This window comes from Pseudomonas fluorescens (assembly GCF_001307155.1).
Taxonomy (GTDB): Bacteria; Pseudomonadota; Gammaproteobacteria; order Pseudomonadales; family Pseudomonadaceae; genus Aquipseudomonas; species Aquipseudomonas helvetica.
The window spans coordinates 13,269-27,869 of the sequence record NZ_CP012830.1; the positions used below are offsets into that span (position 1 = coordinate 13,269).

The window sequence follows — 14,601 nt, forward strand, 5'->3', positions numbered from 1 at the left end:
TAATGCAGACGACGCGTTCCGACATTTGGAACGCGACTATCGTTACTAGGCCGGCTGCGCCGTCCAGCGGGAGCAAGCTCCCTCGCCACCGTCATCACCCGTCGATGGAACACCTCGAACCCGACAGCCATCACGGCAACAAAATCACCTTGTCGCCACCGCCCTGATTCACCTCGGCATAACGCTCAAGCCCCTCGGCCAGTGGCGACTCCAGCAGCCCATCCGGCAACGGCAACAACCCGTCATCGAAGAACCGGCCAAACTGCTCAAGCATCGCCGCGCAGGCTTCAACGCCGTACAGCAACGAGTTGATCCCGACCACCGAACCACCCCGGCGATACAGCGCCAGCGCGGGCAGTTGCACCTGCCCGTCGACTGGTGCGGCGATGATTGCGATGCGGCCGAAGGTGGCCAACGCCGCTACCGACGCCGGCAGCCAAAAACCGGTGGTATCGAAAATCACGTCGGCACCACCGGTGAAAATCGCATTGACCTGAGCGCCCAGCGCTTCCGGTGTTTCCAGTTGAATCGTGTTAAAGCCCTGGGCCTGCAAGGCCTTGACCTGCTCGGGACGTCGCGCTGCCGCCAACACCTCGGCACCACGAATTTTTCCCAGCGCCAGCGCCGCACTACCCACCGCGCCACCACCGATCACCAGTAAACGGGTTTGCGCGGTCACCAGGCTGCGCTCCAGCGCGTCCCACGCCGTGGTGTAGGGCACGCCAAGGCTAGCAGCCTGGGCAAAACTCAAATGCGTTGGCTTGAGGGCGACGCCCTTGGCCGGTAGCTTCACGTATTGCGCATGGGAGCCATCGGCGAAAAAACCCAACTCGCGGCCCGTGCCCCAGACTTCCTGACCGATCAGCGCCTGCGGGCCTTCAATCACCACGCCGGCGAAGTCGCGGCCGGGAATCCGTGGCAGCGTGGTGTAGGGAAAACGTCCAAGCACGTTCTTCACATCGCTGGGATTCAGGCCCGCAGCCTTGATCTGCACCAATACCTCGTTGGCACCCGGAACCGGGGTGGGTACCTCAACGTAACGCAGGGCCGCCAGATCACCGGTTTTATCGAATTGCAGTGCTTTCATGGGAATGTCCATCTGACAAATGAAGGGATTTCAGGAGATCCAGCCAGCGACCAGCTGCCGCCCCATCGGCCACAGCTGTTCACCGGCCAACATGCCCAGCAACCCCACCAATGCAATGGCCGGTGGCGCGGGCGAACGAAAATCCAGCGCGCCGTAGAGCAGGCCGACGCCAAGACCAATAGCCACTGAAATGAGGTAGTTCATGCTGAGCTCCGTGTAATCGGGGATACACAGAGTCTAGAGAATGGTCGCCAAAGCGATCGGCCAAGTACTTCAGGATTTCGGCCAAATGCCCTGCTACGGTGCTGAGCTGAAATCGCCTTCGCGGGCGAACTGCGAGGGTGGAACGCCCAGCTCGCGGCGAAACATGTCGCTGAAGCTGCTCGGCGAATAGCCCAGTTCACGGGCGATTGTGCTGACCGGCACGCCCTGGATCAGCTCGGCGACTGCAATCGCCAATTGCACCTGTCGCCGCCATTCGGCAAAGCCCATGCCCAGCCCATCCTTGAACAACCGCGCCAGGGTGCGCACGCTGGCGCCGGCATTTTCGGCATGCTGCTCGAAGGGGATATCCAGTGACGGTGCGGCCATGACTGCCTGACAGAGATTGATCAGCCGCCGCTCGGCGTTGTCCGGCATGGGAATCTTCAACAGAGAGCGTTTCGCCCGTTTCAGCTCCAGCAACGCCAGCCCCACCAGCGCCTCATAATAGTCCGTCGGCCCACTGTCGCCCTGCTCGACCAACCCGAGAATCAACTCGCGCAGCAAACCGCCGACCTCGATCACCTGAACGCTGCTATCCAACGTCGCAGCCAACGCTGGGCGCAGGTAGATATTGCGCATTTGCAGGTCCGAGACCACCCGAATCCCGTGCACCACCCCCGGTGGCAACCAGACCGCCCGTTGCGGCGGCACGACCAATGCTTCGTCGGGTGTCTCGACCCACATCACCCCGCTCATCGCATACAGCAACTGGCCCCAGACATGTTCGTGCGGCTCGATGTACAGGCCGCGCGGATAAGTGCGCGCCAATGGCTGCACCGGCACATCGGTGTCGCTGAGATCAGGCGGAGCGGCAAGGGCCATGGGCAAGAATCGTGATGTGAGGGAGAAAGTCCCATGGTAACGAGGCGCCATGACTGCCGCCAGTTGACACCCGCTCAACGTGGAGCACATACGGCTCCACGTTCAGGCAGATGTTTTCAGCCGTGAGCCCCCTTGGCGCATTGGCAGCCCGCCGAGGTGCAGGCTTCGCCATGCTCGTGATGCTTGGCGCAACCCTCGCAGCAATAGTGTTTACCGTGGCGGACGATAGAGTGCTCACCCAGTTTACAGTTGCAGTTGGGGCAGGCGCAGGTCGTTGCTTTCATCTAACTGACTCCATGTGTGTGGTGGTCCAGAGGCGGCACCAATGCCGCACCTGAAGCAATGACCGCACATTGAAAACCGGTTCCGATGACGTGACAGGCGGCCTTCGCTCATCTCTTAGGGTAGTCGATGCACTCGCAACCATGACCTGCGATTGCAATCTGCGTACCCAAGCCGGAAATGGCATGACGAAGCCGGGTATGCTGTGACAACAATGACAATTGACCAAGGACTTGGCCGTGCTGCTTTTGAAACTGTCGCTAATCCCCGGATTTCTCTTACTGATATCCCTCGCCGGCAAACGCTGGGGACCGAGCGTAGCCGGTTGGCTGTCGGGATTGCCGGTGGTGGTGGGGCCAATTCTGTTTTTTCTGGCCGTCGAACAGGGCCCGGTCTTTGTGACGCAAGCAGCCACCGCGGCGTTGTCAGCGATGTTTGCGATGATTGCGTTCTGCGTGGTTTACGCCCAGGCGGCGCAAAAATTCAACTGGCCTGCAGCGTTGTCGATCGCCCTGCTGAGCTGGGCCACGGCGGCCGTAGTGTTGTCGCTGATTCCAGCGTCGCTGGTGTTTTCGACCCTCGCGGCGATCACTGCGTTGCTCGCAGCACCTTATCTGTTCCCGCATGTTCAGCCCTTGGTTTCAGGCCCTGCGCCGAAATCCGACAAACTCTTGCTGCGCATGCTGGCCGGGGCGCTGTTGACCCTGGCGGTGACCTTGCTCGCCAGCACCGTCGGCGAACGCTGGAGTGGCTTGCTCGCGGTGTTCCCGGTACTCGGCAGTGTCATGGCGGTGTTCTCTCAACAAACCCGGGGGCCCGCATTCACCGCCGCGTTACTGCGGGCCACGGCCACCGGCATGTATTCGTTCGCGGCGTTCTGCCTGACGCTGGCTTTGGCACTGCCTCGTTGGGGGTGGAGCGCATTCGTCCTCGGCGTGGCAGTGTCCCTTGGCATGTTGCTGATCACCAAGCGGCTGGCCGCACCATCGCATGGTAATGCCCGGCAAATGCCTGAAGTGACGATCGAGCCAAGCGACCCGCAGCCACGGTAGCCAGCGAACGCCCAGCCGATTGTGCCGAGTAAGGATCCGAACCCACGCCGTGCGCGTCAAATGACCTCACGTCGCCTCTGGCACCTTGATTCAAGATCGCGCTGGAGTGATCAAGGTTGGCCGTGGGATGATCGCCGCCACTACGCGATTACCCCGGAGAGTTTGCATGTCGTTGAGTAAAAAAGCCGTTGTCCTGTTGCTGACAGCGGTCACCAGCTTCGCTGCCGTGAGCGTTTACGCTGCCAAGCAACCGGCCGCGAAAACCGCCCCCGCGCAAAAGATCTCGGCGCTGGGCGGAAAATTCGCCTTCGCACTGCCCCAGGGCTTCATCGCCAACCCACTGCCCGGTGGCGACGCCGCCAAGGGCACCGCTGGTGCAACGGGCACCATGTACACCAATCAGGCGAGCAAAACCGTCCTGATCATTGCTGAAAACACCTTGCCCAATGGCCTGAACGTCAAAGACAACGACACTGTGTTTCTCGACGAATCAGTGTCCGGTTTTGCCACTCAGCAACGCGATGCCTTGCCTGACTTCAACAAGCAAAGCGAGAAAAGCCTGACCATCAAAGGCCTGGGCCTGCGCCAGATCGACAGCACCGCCACCCAGGGCGGCGGTCTGACGCTCGACACCAGCCTGTTGGCCGGCTCCGGTACGCGCATGATGCTGATCCAGATCATCTCCCGCGCCGACGACAAGGCTGGGCATGCGGCATTGGTCAAACAGATCCTTGGTGATAAATAAGCCTTCAGGCTACTGATTGATCCGCAGCAACCAGGCATTCAGATCCTGCATTTCGGCCGCACTGATGGTATGGCCGACGCCTGGATAGGCATGAAACTCAGGCGTGAGCGCAATGCCCTGCAACAGGCTGTTGGCCTCGCTGCCATCGCTGTAGGGCAGTTTCAGGTCGGCCGTCCCGTGACCGATGAAAATCGCCAACGGCTCAAGCGCCTTGTCGGCCTTGAGCTGCGACCTTAACACTGGCAAAACCTTACCGCTCAACGCCGCAATCCCGCGTACCGTCTCGGGATGACGCAAGGCAACTTCATACGACATGATCGCGCCCTGGCTGAACCCCACCAGAAACACCTTGTCGGCCTCCGTGTGATACTTCTTCGCCGCCTGCGCCACGAAATCGACAATCAGCGCGCTGCTGCTATTCAGGTCATCGGTATCGCCGTCATAGGCACCTTCACCCTTCTTGCGAAACCACTGATAACTGTCCGCCTCCACCGCCTGCGGCGCCCGCACCGACAGATATGTGTACTGCACCGGCAACTCGTCCTTGATGTCGAACAGGTCCTCTTCGTTACTGCCCGAACCGTGGAGAAAAATCACCAACGGCTGATTGCGTGAATCAGGATTGGACTGCTCAAGGTACGGCAACGGCAAATCATCGTTGAGCGCCGCATGGGCAACGGAAGACACCATCAACATCAACACAGCAAAAAAACGGAACATGGACCTTCCTTAAAAATACGGCGAGCTCGCCCCAGAGCCTAACACCACAAGAAGCGCTCCCGAAAACCGCCTCAACCACTCAACAGGCCGAGCGTTAGCTCGCCTGCCGCTGTTGATCTTGATCCACCCGCCCCTTCGGAAGGCCGAGCGCAGGTGTTCATCAGGGGGGTGGGCGCGCAGCGCCGTACGGCGCAGCCGGACACATCGAGAGGAGGTCGTCGCGAAGCAGACCGTAGGCGATGCCCCCTGATGGACACCGGAGTGAGGGTACGCCGAGCCTAGGCGAGGTGCCGTACGCTTGGGGCGAAGACCTTTGCTTCCTTTGGGGCGTCTGCCAAAGGGAGTCGCCGTCAGGGCGAAACCCCAAGTGGCCGTTACCGCAGGAATGGATATGTACACCTGCAAGAGGTTGATCGGCTGTCAGGCCGTCATCGCGAGCAAGCTCAGCTCCCACAGTAGATCTATGTACATCTGCAAGAGATGGGTCGGCTGTCCGGCCGCCATCGCGGGTAAGCCTAGCTCCCACAGTAGATCTATGTACATCTGAGGGAGATGGGCCGGCTGTCAGGCCGTCATCGCGAGCAAGCTCGGCTCCCACAGGAGATGGGGCAGCCAAAATCGTACATCCTACAGACAGCTACGCACTCGCCCCGTCAGCCATCCAACCCCATTCCTGATAAACTCCCATCCCTCGCCTTACCCACCTAGATACCCAATGCTCCCAACATCTGCTCCAAATACGACACCAACCCTCTCCCGCCGCTTCTCCGTCGCCCCGATGATGGATTGGCCGTACTAGACGCTCCCACCTTGTAAGTAAAGGGCTATCAGGGCTCCATGATTTTCCCCGTACCACTTTCGTACCAATATCTTCCACTGCGCCCGCTTCTTTCCGCCTGCCACCTTCTCCGTAGCAAAAAATAAGCAATCTGTTTCGGCTCCAATCACCAGCACTGTCGCTGCTATGCTTTAGTTCTTTCGAAAGGAGTCGGTAACGTGGCAAGCGAGTACTCACTGGCGGATGTGCTGGAAAGGATTTATCAAAATCAACTAGCCCTGGAAGCGGCCGTGATGGAGGTGACTCTGTGGGCTGAGCGGCAAAACGCTGCTGAGGTGGGCGCGAATGTCCGGGGGACGCTTTGCACAATTGGCGAAAACGCAGGCTATATCAAGCAAGGTCTCGCTCGCCTCAAATCGCTGGACGCTGGTTAGCAGATAGTGAAATAAGCCCTTTCAGTAGGCGAAATAATAATCAAGGCAGGACTAGCACATGGATTTAGATGAGTTTTTACAGGCTCCCCGCGAAAGTCTAAATATCGAACTGAAAGCGTGGATAGATCCCTCGACACCAGAGGGAAAAGCAAAGATTGTCAAAGCAGCAATTGCTCTGAGAAACTTTGATGGCGGGTATTTTGGGATCGGAATTTCTAATGAAGGAATTCCCTTAACCTCAGAGGCTCCAGAAAATCTAGATGAGCAGTTCCATCAGGATACAATCCAGGCACTTATAACAAAGCACTCATCAGAGCCTTTTGAAGTAACAGTTCAATTCGGAAACTTTCAAGGGATTCGCTTTCCATTTATAGTCATCCCCTCTGGAGTACGCACTCCTGTTGCAGCAAAATGCCGCTTGCAAGATTTGAACTCACAAGATTTAGTAAAACAGGACACGGTGTACGTTCGAACTCTGCGAGCAAACCATACGCCTAGTACCGCTGCTGCACTTTTTAGTGATTGGCCTCAAATAATGAACGTCTGTTTTGACAATCGAGAAGCCGACATTGGAAACTTCGTCAGACGCCACCTTACAGGGCTAGATATCCCTAGCCTGCTCGCACACTTCGGCAGTCAGCCAATCGAGTCCAGAACAGCGGTTATTGATGCGTTCATGAGTAAATGCCGTCAAAGATTTCTAGATGCACCGAAAGCTGATGGTGCGCGGGATCTAGGTAACGGGCGTTTTGAAGTAGCATTTGTCATCAATAGCAAGCAAGAACGAGAAGCGGTACGAGCAGACACCAATTTCTTGTCTTCTTTTATTTACGCCAATCCTCATCATTCAGGCTGGCCTCTATGGGTAGATACCAGTAGTTTCCAACAAGAAAACGATAGACCTAGAACTCGCGCAAATGGATGGGAAGCTCTTATTGAGGACTACGTTGGAAGTTTTATCCGACCACGCTTAGATTATTGGAGAGTTGAGCCTCCAGGAAGCTTTTACCATATTCGTGTTCTGTGGGAGGACGCGATAGCCATTTCGAAAGGCGACGCACCAAACTTATTTTTTGGCATGGACGTTGCCATTATAAATGTAGCTGAAGCCATTTCTGTTGCGATTTCGTTCGCAAAATCCATGGGTTTCGAGGGTGACAAAACGAATCTAGAGTTCGCTTTTCGTTGGAGCGGGCTGGAAAATCGAAATATGACATCTTACGACACTAGACGATATATTAGCCCAGGCAAAGTTTGCGGCGACAACGAGATTACTAGCCATATAAACATCCCATTGGATCTCGCACCTTCTTCAATACCTTCACTAGTTCCAGACATAGTAGGTGAACTATTTAGCGCTTTTAATGGGGCCGCTTTTTCGAAAAACATCATCGAAGAAATCGCTAGCGAACAACTGCAAAAGAAATACTAAAAATAGAAACCCGATTCGACGGATCAATATTGATTCTAGTTGGAACAGATTCCCCAGACCACGGCATCCACGGCCCTTCTGACACAACTCGTTATCAGCTTCCCAAGCTGATAACGAGGGTTCGATTCCCTTCACCCGCTCCACTGTTTTCAAGGCCTGCAGCTCTGTTCATCCCTTACCGCATCGCCTTGGGGGCCGTATTGGGGACCGTTTGATCAGAATAGACGCAAACAGCCGCACAACCTGACCCCAACCCCCGTATAGGTGCCAATCCTAAAATCCGTGGGGTCCCGAAAAAAAAGTAATATTAGTAATATCCCATCCGAAAAACAGCTGTATCCCTTGTAGATCAAGGCTTCCAGCGTTTTGTGGAAAAGGCGATATTTAAGCGATAGGAAGGCGATAGTATTACCTTTCTTAAAAGCTATATTTCTATTCCTTAAAACCCAATGAATCCGGGGGTTTGCCGGAAATATTACTTTTCATATCGCTTCATATTACCTTCCCTTGTAATACCGAAAGCCCAGTAAAACCGGGACCTCTAGACCCATTGCCACCCCCGTATAGCTGATATCGCTCTTTTTGAAACGACCACCCTACGTCTGAGAATCGATCTCAATAAAACGACGTTTTTTCATGGAACCTGGATCGGTCGCATAAAGGGAAAGCTGATCGTCGATCTTGTTCAGTTCTGTGCAATCCATCAAACACACCACAGCCCCCGCCAGTTGTGGCCTGCAGGGAATTCAGCCTCTCCCCGTACCCAGCCAGTCCTCGCCAAAAAAGATCGTGCGCGTTTTTGAAAACCCACCGAAAACCACGGTTTTCAATTTTTCGCCCAATGAAACCGGGGGCTCCAGCTTTTCCACCTTCGTGACTGCCTGCAGCGACGCTGTGCAACCGCGCTGCATTTCACTGAAAAACCTTTCATTTTGTGCAATGGCCGATCCCCTGCAGAGGCCCACGGCCCGCCTGGGCTGCAGGTTCGTTTGCACTACATCCGGATTTGCAAAAAAAAAGGACGCAAGGCCCGTCGGCGGGAGGGGGATAAGTGAGTTTCCAGAACATTTTTCTGAGCAAAGAGAGCTTTTCGGCAGCATAGAGGCGCCCCCCTTGCGCCGAGAGGATTTGCACCTTGCCTCAGCAAGCCAGCACCTCTAAGCTACGCTTTTTAGAACTATCTTGAGTAGGGTAATCCAGTGATTGATACGATCGAAATCAGCAACTACAAATCGATCGAAAAAGTAAAACTCGAACTAGGAAGAGTTAACTTATTTATCGGAGAAAATGGTGCAGGGAAGAGCAACCTTCTTGAGGCCATCAGTTTGATGAGTGCAGCAGCATCAAACAAACTTGACAATGAATTCCTTTTGTCAAGGGGCATTCGCGTTACCGCCCCACAACTAATGCGCTCACAATTTCATAAAAATACCGACCTTCTCCCTATCAAAATAGATGTACTAATTAAAGATTTTGAACCAATCACGTTCGAAATCAATAACGACAACGGACACTACTCCAGCTGGCAATCAAATCTAAAGAAAAACGGCAAAAACGCTTCAGAATACACTTCTAAAAAGTTCGAAAATTACATTCGCGAACCGGACGCAGATCTCGACAAGATACTGCAACAAGTAACACAATTCCTAGAGCAAGCCAGAGCAATAAAATCAAAACTAGAATCAGAAAACAAAAAATCAATTCTCAATCCGTTCAAAGACACCGACAACACCATATCAAAAATTATAATTAATTATCAAAACGAATTCCGAGAGCTCCCGAAAGAGCTCGAAGATTTCGTCATTTACTCGCCTGAACAAACTGCCCTACGAACATTTGATCAGGAAGGCCAAATCGAACCTCTTGGAGTAAAAGGCGAAGGTCTTCTCAAGCTTCTTTCGGTGCTATCTGAAATAGACAATGGAAAAGCATTCAACGACATAAGTGAACGTCTAAAGGTTTTGGGATGGTTTGAGTCTTTACGCATAGCAAAAGATAGCTCGATGTCGCCCGTCGGAATGGACATAAGCGACAACTTCACTTCAGAAAGTGGAAAAGTCTTTGACCATAGAAGCGCTAACGAAGGTTTTCTTTTCCTAATTTTTTACTACGCACTTCTTTCCACAAATCTTACACCGAGCTTTTTTGCTATCGACAACATAGATACCTCCCTCAATCCAAAACTATGCGTTGAACTGATGAAGCAATTGGCAGGTCTCGCACGCAAAAACAACAAACAAGTTCTACTCACCACTCACAACCCCGCCGTTCTAGACGGTATGAATCTAGAAGATGATGATCAACGTCTATTCGTAGTCAGCCGAAACCTCACAGGTCAAACACGAATCAAACGGATCAAAAAGCCTAAAAACGTTGAATTAAAACTATCCGAGATGTTTATGAGAGGCGTACTGGGCGGTCTGCCAAAGGGATTTTAGAATGCTGAGCTTTGCGCTAATCACTGAAGGGATCACCGATCAAATTGTAATCGAACGCTTAGTATCAATAATACTTGAGTGTGAATCCGACTTTGAAGTCGAGATAAATAGACTACAACCTCTTTGCGATGAGAACGATCGCTCCAAGCAAGCCGAAAACTCATTTGGCGGCTTCGAAAATTTATTAGCCTATTGTGCCGACCCTTCCAAGATGGCAGACGCACTGGAATTCAATCAATACTTGATAATCCAGGTAGATACAGACAGATGCGAACACCCTGGCTTTGGACTTGCGCTAAATAAAGGCGGCCGCGAAGTCAGCACAGAAGAACTAATTAACGATGTAAAAAGCTCTTTGATTGAAAAAATAACTCCAGAATTCTACAACGAACACCAAAACAGAATAATCTTCGGCGTATCAGTCCACTCTACAGAGTGCTGGCTGCTACCTTTCTTCTCCAACAAGAGAGTTGATCAAGATAGAAGACTATCATGCGAAACTCATTTAAACCGAGCATTGAACCTTAGCAACACTGCGTACGCCAAAGATGGCCCAGGATACAATAAACTCTGCAAAAGCTTAAAAAAGCCAAGCGACATAAGAAGAGCTGCAAAACTAAACGAAAGTCTTAATGATTTTATTGCCACACTGGACAGCTTTCAGCCCTTTAATTTCGAGCTTTAGAAAATATCTTCACTCTACTTTCATTAAGTCACCGCACATCTAAAGATGTGATAGATTTTAGCCCCCCCGATAATAGTTGGGCAGTGCCTACCGCGATAGTGAATTCGGAAGCGTTGCTCGGTGGGGGGCTAGATGCATGCACATGTCCAGCTATTTGACCATTCATCTGCGCCACCAGATCCAATAATTCACACAGAACCTTTAGTACATTGATACTCTCGGATCCCACCCAGGTCTTGGGTGCCTGTAGGCACTGACTGATCCCTGCCACGCTAGTGCGTAGCCCCTGGATCTTCTCCCGCATGTCGCCACCTACTGTGGCGTTGTACGTATTCCCCACCACCAGGTTAAAGTCGCGGCCGGTGGCCTGGTGTAAATCATCGACCGCCGCCAGGCTCGCTGATCCGCCGGATAGCAGTTTCAGCGCGCCCAGGGCTTCAATCTTCTTGATGCCACCCACTGACTCGGTCGAATGGTCGTCCACCGTCCTGGTGTGGCTCTGGAACTGTTCGCGGTTATCCAGGGCTTCCACGTCTCGCTCGATTGCCTTGTCGGTGATTTTGCCGTCGGTCTGGCGCAGCCAGTTGCCATCGGCGTCGACGCGCTGCTGAGCGGCTTCGCTGTGCTGCCAGACCTGATCCCCTTTCGGCACCTTGGGCATGCTCAAGCCGTGAGGCAGGATCGTCTGGATATAGGGCTTGTTCGGCAGGCCGTAGGCAAAGCACACCACCACCTGAGTACCCTCCTCCGGAAAGGCATAGATGCCCATTTCCTCGCCACCGGTGGGCAGCGGCAGAGGCACGCCGGCGAGCTGGGGTAGCTGCGGATCGGCTTCACCATCCGGACCGAGTACTTCGATGTCCACGGCATAACGCGGCCGGAAGTCGTCGCAGATCCCGGCACCGCTGGGCGCATCGGCCACGGCAACGACGCGGGCAAATCTCGGCAGATGGTAACCACCGGTGAGTTCGGGGAATTGCCGCTCTACAGCGCGGCGGATTGCGTCTTCCATCGGATGGCCATCTGGTCATTGGCAAGGGCCACACTGGTGATGCGCTCGCCGTGGTTGATCGTTGCACCTGGTCGCAACCCGGGAAGGGCCGCGATCATCGCGCTCTGGTTGCCCTGGTAGCCGTCGAACAGCTCCGTGGGGATTTGCAGCGGTGCTCGAGCACCAAAGAAGCTGTCGGCCCAACTGCCGGCAAACACTTCGCCGTTGCCCAGCTGGTGCCAGGTGAAGTCGGGGATGCTGAACACCCGGGCCAGACTGTCCATCGCCTGGAAGCCGGCAGCCAGGCTGTAAAAGAACGGCGCTTTGACACTGGCGTAAGGCCGATCGGGAACACGGAAGCGCAGGCCGGTCTGTTCGCTGACCTGGGCCAACACGGCGCGCAGATCGACGTGTCGCAGGTTCAGCGGCAACGGATTGGCCAGCACGGCGGCCAGCTCGCGGCAGAACAGCAGCTGCTCGATGGCGTTGGCGGCGGTACAGCGCTCGACGTAGCCAATGAAGTGCCGTTGCAGCGTGCCGTCGTTGTAGCCGATATCCAGCGTCACCAGGCCTTTCACCGGCACCGCGGATTTGATCGTGAACGTCGCCCGCCCCGGGCTGGCGGCGTCCAGTCGAACATCCTCTTTCACCAGGGTGAACGGCGCGCCGTTGATCGCCAAGACCTTGTGCAGCTTCACTTCTGCTCACTCCCACCCAACCACTTGTCGACGCGGCCCAGCACCTTTTCAAAGCCGCTCAACGCCAGGTCGTCAGTTGTTGAATCCTTGCCATCGCCACCGACCGCACTCCCTGGCCCGCCTTGTGCGTTGACCGCATTGCCAGCGCGCCGGCCTTCGACTTTTTCCGGGTTGGACTGACGTTCGCTCAGCGTGAACTGGACCAGCCAGGCGCGCAGGGAGTCGTCCTCGCGGGCGCTGATCCCGTCGGAAAACTCGACTTGGCGCACGCCGAAGGCCTCGGCCGAGTCGTTGACGACGCGATACAAGTGCAACTGGCCGCCACCGGCGGTGGCTTCGGCGAGGCGCATCAGGTCGATCAGCTGGGACTTATCTGCAAACGGAATCATCAGCGAAATGGTCAGGGTCTTGGGCTTGAAGCCCTTGTGCGCCTTGTCGGTGTTGCTGGTCTGGCCCGACATGTCGCCGCTTTCAATGCGCAGGTTCGCCGTCACCTTGAGGTTCTTGCCCTGGACCTTGTGGCCATCAAGTAACAGCGTCATAGGCCGACCAGCTCCTGCACAAAACTCAGTGCCTCTTTCGAGCCCACCAGCATGATGCCGGCACACAGCACCCACTCATGCCCCGGGGCGTCACCGGCCAGCAGCTCGCGCCGCAACTCGCTGGTGTTGCCCGGGCCGATCAGGCGAGCCCGCATACTGGTATCAGGGTTTCCCCCAGCCAGCTGACTTTTCAGGTCGGTCAGCTGTTGATCGCGGCCCTTCTGCTGGGCGGCTTTGCGGCTCGCCAGTGCGGCAAGATCACCCAGCGGCGAGCTGTCGGCCGCGTAGCTCTCCAGCACCGCCAGTTGGCCGGCCATGGATTGCTTGGCAGCTTTGACCACCGTGCAGCGCTCCAGGGGCAACGCCTGCCAGCGCGGCAAGGGACCGGCGCCAGGGATCTCCCATTTTTCCGTTTCCAGCTTGACCAGGTGCTGGGCACGGCGTTCGGTGCGCACCAGGTCAGGGATCGGCAACAAGGCGTTGAACCGCGACAAGCTGCTGGCCAACTGTTCCAGGCGCGTACTCAGGAACAGGATCGACAACGCGTATTGCGGGCCAGCCGGTCGCCCGGTGTCGGTCACGTCCTCCAGCTTTTTCGCCAGGTGCTCCAGCAGGTTGGGCGCGGACAAAAAGCGTTGGTAGCCACTGCCCTGGCCAATGCCACTTTGGAACGGGGTCACCACCAGGCACGCCGGTGCCTGGCCCAGTTGCTCAGCCAGGGCCGCACGGCCGGCAGCGATCGCGCCTTTAGCGGCGTCACCCACCGGCCCCGGGTTGGTGCCGGCCAGGCCGTCGAGGCCGGTCAGGCGTAACGCGGTGCTGGCCAGCTCGCCGCTGGCCAGATCCTTGGCCGCCGACAGGTCGCCCATCCACTGCGTGGCTTGCTCTGGCCAGCGCATCGTCACCGGTGCCCAGGTCATGCCGATGGCGCCCAGGTGATGGTCTGCATGGCCTTGATGTCTTTTTTCTCCAGGGCTTTGGCCAGCTCCTGCTTGAGCGATTCGGCGTGCTGCAGGGCCACCTGGCGGAACTTGGCCAAGTCCTTGCCTACCTCCTGCAGCTGTTCGGCTGTGTGCGGGCGAAAGGCTTTCACCTGGTGCTCGTCGTAGCATGGATAATCCGCATCGATCTGCGCCAGAATCAGCCCGGTCAGGTTTAGTTGGTCCTCCAGCTCGCTGGCATAGCGGAACGACCAACCCAACGCTTGAGAGGAAAACCCACCCTGGATATAGCTGCTACAGTCGGCCCCGATCGCAGCCAGTTTCTTTTGGTACAACGACGCGAGAATGACCTCTACGTCGTCCACCCACTTTCCGCCCTTCCAGATCTGGTTCGGTCCTGGCTGCTTCAGGGTGTAACCGCTGGGCATCGGGCGCATGCCATCGAGCACAAGGGACTCGCCGGTGGTGATGCTGTAAACCGTGACCTTCTCGAAGTAGTCCAGCAATTGCCACTTTTTCCCATTCCAGTGCGCGACCTTGTGTTCTGGAGCATCTGGTGGGGCAACCTCTACGCAACCTGCCGGCACAAGGAATACCCCTTCTTCAATCGGGCAGGGGTCGGCCAGCACTGGACCAATGTAGAGCCCCTGCGGGCTGGCCTGGTAAACGATTTTTTCAGTCATGGTCAGT

At 55.7% G+C, this 14,601-nt stretch carries 17 protein-coding genes; 6 read left to right on the forward strand and 11 right to left on the reverse strand.

Going from position 1 to position 14,601, the window contains the following annotated elements; all coding sequences use genetic code 11:
* Nucleotides 1-130: 130 nt before the first annotated feature.
* From AO353_RS00065 to AO353_RS29430, 4 genes are all read right to left on the reverse strand, one after another.
* Nucleotides 131-1,087 carry a quinone oxidoreductase family protein gene (locus tag AO353_RS00065; RefSeq protein WP_054593110.1) on the reverse strand — a complete coding sequence of 319 codons (957 nt, stop codon included), beginning with the start codon at nt 1,085-1,087 and terminating at the stop codon, nt 131-133.
* A gap of 30 nt (nt 1,088-1,117) precedes the next feature.
* Nucleotides 1,118-1,291, reverse strand: coding sequence for a DUF1427 family protein (locus tag AO353_RS29425; protein ID WP_081013678.1), 174 nt, complete (start codon nt 1,289-1,291; stop codon nt 1,118-1,120).
* Between the two features lie 93 nt (nt 1,292-1,384).
* Nucleotides 1,385-2,173, reverse strand: coding sequence for an AraC family transcriptional regulator (locus tag AO353_RS00070; RefSeq protein WP_054593111.1), 789 nt, complete (start codon nt 2,171-2,173; stop codon nt 1,385-1,387).
* 116 nt (nt 2,174-2,289) lie between these two features.
* On the reverse strand, nt 2,290-2,457 hold the full coding sequence (locus AO353_RS29430; RefSeq protein WP_019689605.1) for a metallothionein: 168 nt from the start codon (nt 2,455-2,457) through the stop codon (nt 2,290-2,292).
* A 237-nt stretch (nt 2,458-2,694) separates the two neighbouring features.
* Between AO353_RS29430 and AO353_RS00075 the strand changes: the two genes are divergently transcribed.
* Nucleotides 2,695-3,507 (forward strand): hypothetical protein, encoded by an 813-nt coding sequence (locus AO353_RS00075; protein WP_054593112.1) that lies wholly within the window; start codon nt 2,695-2,697, stop codon nt 3,505-3,507.
* Between the two features lie 166 nt (nt 3,508-3,673).
* The gene (locus tag AO353_RS00080) at nt 3,674-4,252 is read left to right on the forward strand and encodes a hypothetical protein (protein WP_054593113.1); all 579 of its coding nucleotides are present in this window, start codon (nt 3,674-3,676) and stop codon (nt 4,250-4,252) included.
* A 9-nt stretch (nt 4,253-4,261) separates the two neighbouring features.
* Here the strand turns inward: AO353_RS00080 and AO353_RS00085 are convergent, their stop codons facing one another.
* The gene (locus AO353_RS00085; RefSeq protein ID WP_054593114.1) at nt 4,262-4,972 is read right to left on the reverse strand and encodes an alpha/beta hydrolase; all 711 of its coding nucleotides are present in this window, start codon (nt 4,970-4,972) and stop codon (nt 4,262-4,264) included.
* A gap of 996 nt (nt 4,973-5,968) precedes the next feature.
* Between AO353_RS00085 and AO353_RS00090 the strand changes: the two genes are divergently transcribed.
* Both AO353_RS00090 and AO353_RS00095 read left to right on the forward strand, forming a co-directional pair.
* Nucleotides 5,969-6,184: a hypothetical protein gene (locus tag AO353_RS00090; protein ID WP_054593115.1), complete on the forward strand. Its 216-nt coding sequence runs from the start codon at nt 5,969-5,971 to the stop codon at nt 6,182-6,184.
* A 58-nt stretch (nt 6,185-6,242) separates the two neighbouring features.
* A complete protein-coding gene (locus AO353_RS00095) occupies nt 6,243-7,616 on the forward strand; it encodes a helix-turn-helix domain-containing protein (protein WP_054593116.1) in 1,374 nt (457 codons plus the stop codon).
* Between the two features lie 746 nt (nt 7,617-8,362).
* Here AO353_RS00095 and AO353_RS31055 read toward each other — a convergent pair.
* Complete coding sequence (locus AO353_RS31055) at nt 8,363-8,716, reverse strand: hypothetical protein (RefSeq protein WP_146016096.1); 354 nt, start codon at nt 8,714-8,716, stop codon at nt 8,363-8,365.
* A 99-nt stretch (nt 8,717-8,815) separates the two neighbouring features.
* On the opposite strand from AO353_RS31055, the gene AO353_RS00100 reads away from it, so the two are divergent.
* The gene (locus AO353_RS00100; RefSeq protein ID WP_054593117.1) at nt 8,816-10,054 is read left to right on the forward strand and encodes an AAA family ATPase; all 1,239 of its coding nucleotides are present in this window, start codon (nt 8,816-8,818) and stop codon (nt 10,052-10,054) included.
* Nucleotide 10,055: 1 nt separating this feature from the next.
* Nucleotides 10,056-10,739, forward strand: a complete 684-nt coding sequence (locus AO353_RS00105) for a hypothetical protein (RefSeq protein WP_054593118.1) — start codon at nt 10,056-10,058, stop codon at nt 10,737-10,739.
* A gap of 28 nt (nt 10,740-10,767) precedes the next feature.
* Here the strand turns inward: AO353_RS00105 and AO353_RS00110 are convergent, their stop codons facing one another.
* Genes AO353_RS00110 through AO353_RS00130 form a run of 5 tightly spaced genes read right to left on the reverse strand, consistent with a single transcriptional unit; the run spans nt 10,768 to nt 14,594 of the window.
* Entirely contained in the window at nt 10,768-11,751 is a 984-nt protein-coding gene (locus AO353_RS00110) for a hypothetical protein (RefSeq protein WP_054593119.1), read from the reverse strand.
* Complete coding sequence (locus tag AO353_RS00115; RefSeq protein ID WP_054593120.1) at nt 11,724-12,428, reverse strand: hypothetical protein; 705 nt, start codon at nt 12,426-12,428, stop codon at nt 11,724-11,726. The genes AO353_RS00110 and AO353_RS00115 overlap by 28 nt, the downstream gene beginning before the upstream one ends.
* Entirely contained in the window at nt 12,425-12,970 is a 546-nt protein-coding gene (locus AO353_RS00120; RefSeq protein ID WP_054593121.1) for a hypothetical protein, read from the reverse strand. The genes AO353_RS00115 and AO353_RS00120 overlap by 4 nt, the downstream gene beginning before the upstream one ends.
* Entirely contained in the window at nt 12,967-13,890 is a 924-nt protein-coding gene (locus tag AO353_RS00125) for a hypothetical protein (RefSeq protein ID WP_054593122.1), read from the reverse strand. Before AO353_RS00125 ends, AO353_RS00120 begins: the two co-directional genes overlap by 4 nt.
* Nucleotides 13,887-14,594, reverse strand: a complete 708-nt coding sequence (locus AO353_RS00130; protein ID WP_054593123.1) for a hypothetical protein — start codon at nt 14,592-14,594, stop codon at nt 13,887-13,889. The genes AO353_RS00125 and AO353_RS00130 overlap by 4 nt, the downstream gene beginning before the upstream one ends.
* Between the last annotated feature and the right edge of the window lie 7 nt (nt 14,595-14,601).

Bases quoted from the DNA above. Each gene is read 5' to 3' on its own strand.
- AO353_RS00065 (WP_054593110.1), bottom strand. From the start codon at position 1,087: ATGAAAGCACTGCAATTCGATAAAACCGGTGATCTGGCGGCCCTGCGT.
- AO353_RS29425 (WP_081013678.1), bottom strand. From the start codon at position 1,291: ATGAACTACCTCATTTCAGTGGCTATTGGTCTTGGCGTCGGCCTGCTC.
- AO353_RS00070 (WP_054593111.1), bottom strand. From the start codon at position 2,173: ATGGCCCTTGCCGCTCCGCCTGATCTCAGCGACACCGATGTGCCGGTG.
- AO353_RS29430 (WP_019689605.1), bottom strand. From the start codon at position 2,457: ATGAAAGCAACGACCTGCGCCTGCCCCAACTGCAACTGTAAACTGGGT.
- AO353_RS00080 (WP_054593113.1), top strand. From the start codon at position 3,674: ATGTCGTTGAGTAAAAAAGCCGTTGTCCTGTTGCTGACAGCGGTCACC.
- AO353_RS00085 (WP_054593114.1), bottom strand. From the start codon at position 4,972: ATGTTCCGTTTTTTTGCTGTGTTGATGTTGATGGTGTCTTCCGTTGCC.
- AO353_RS00095 (WP_054593116.1), top strand. From the start codon at position 6,243: ATGGATTTAGATGAGTTTTTACAGGCTCCCCGCGAAAGTCTAAATATC.
- AO353_RS31055 (WP_146016096.1), bottom strand. From the start codon at position 8,716: ATGCTGCCGAAAAGCTCTCTTTGCTCAGAAAAATGTTCTGGAAACTCA.
- AO353_RS00105 (WP_054593118.1), top strand. From the start codon at position 10,056: ATGCTGAGCTTTGCGCTAATCACTGAAGGGATCACCGATCAAATTGTA.
- AO353_RS00110 (WP_054593119.1), bottom strand. From the start codon at position 11,751: ATGGAAGACGCAATCCGCCGCGCTGTAGAGCGGCAATTCCCCGAACTC.
- AO353_RS00120 (WP_054593121.1), bottom strand. From the start codon at position 12,970: ATGACGCTGTTACTTGATGGCCACAAGGTCCAGGGCAAGAACCTCAAG.
- AO353_RS00125 (WP_054593122.1), bottom strand. From the start codon at position 13,890: ATGACCTGGGCACCGGTGACGATGCGCTGGCCAGAGCAAGCCACGCAG.
- AO353_RS00130 (WP_054593123.1), bottom strand. From the start codon at position 14,594: ATGACTGAAAAAATCGTTTACCAGGCCAGCCCGCAGGGGCTCTACATT.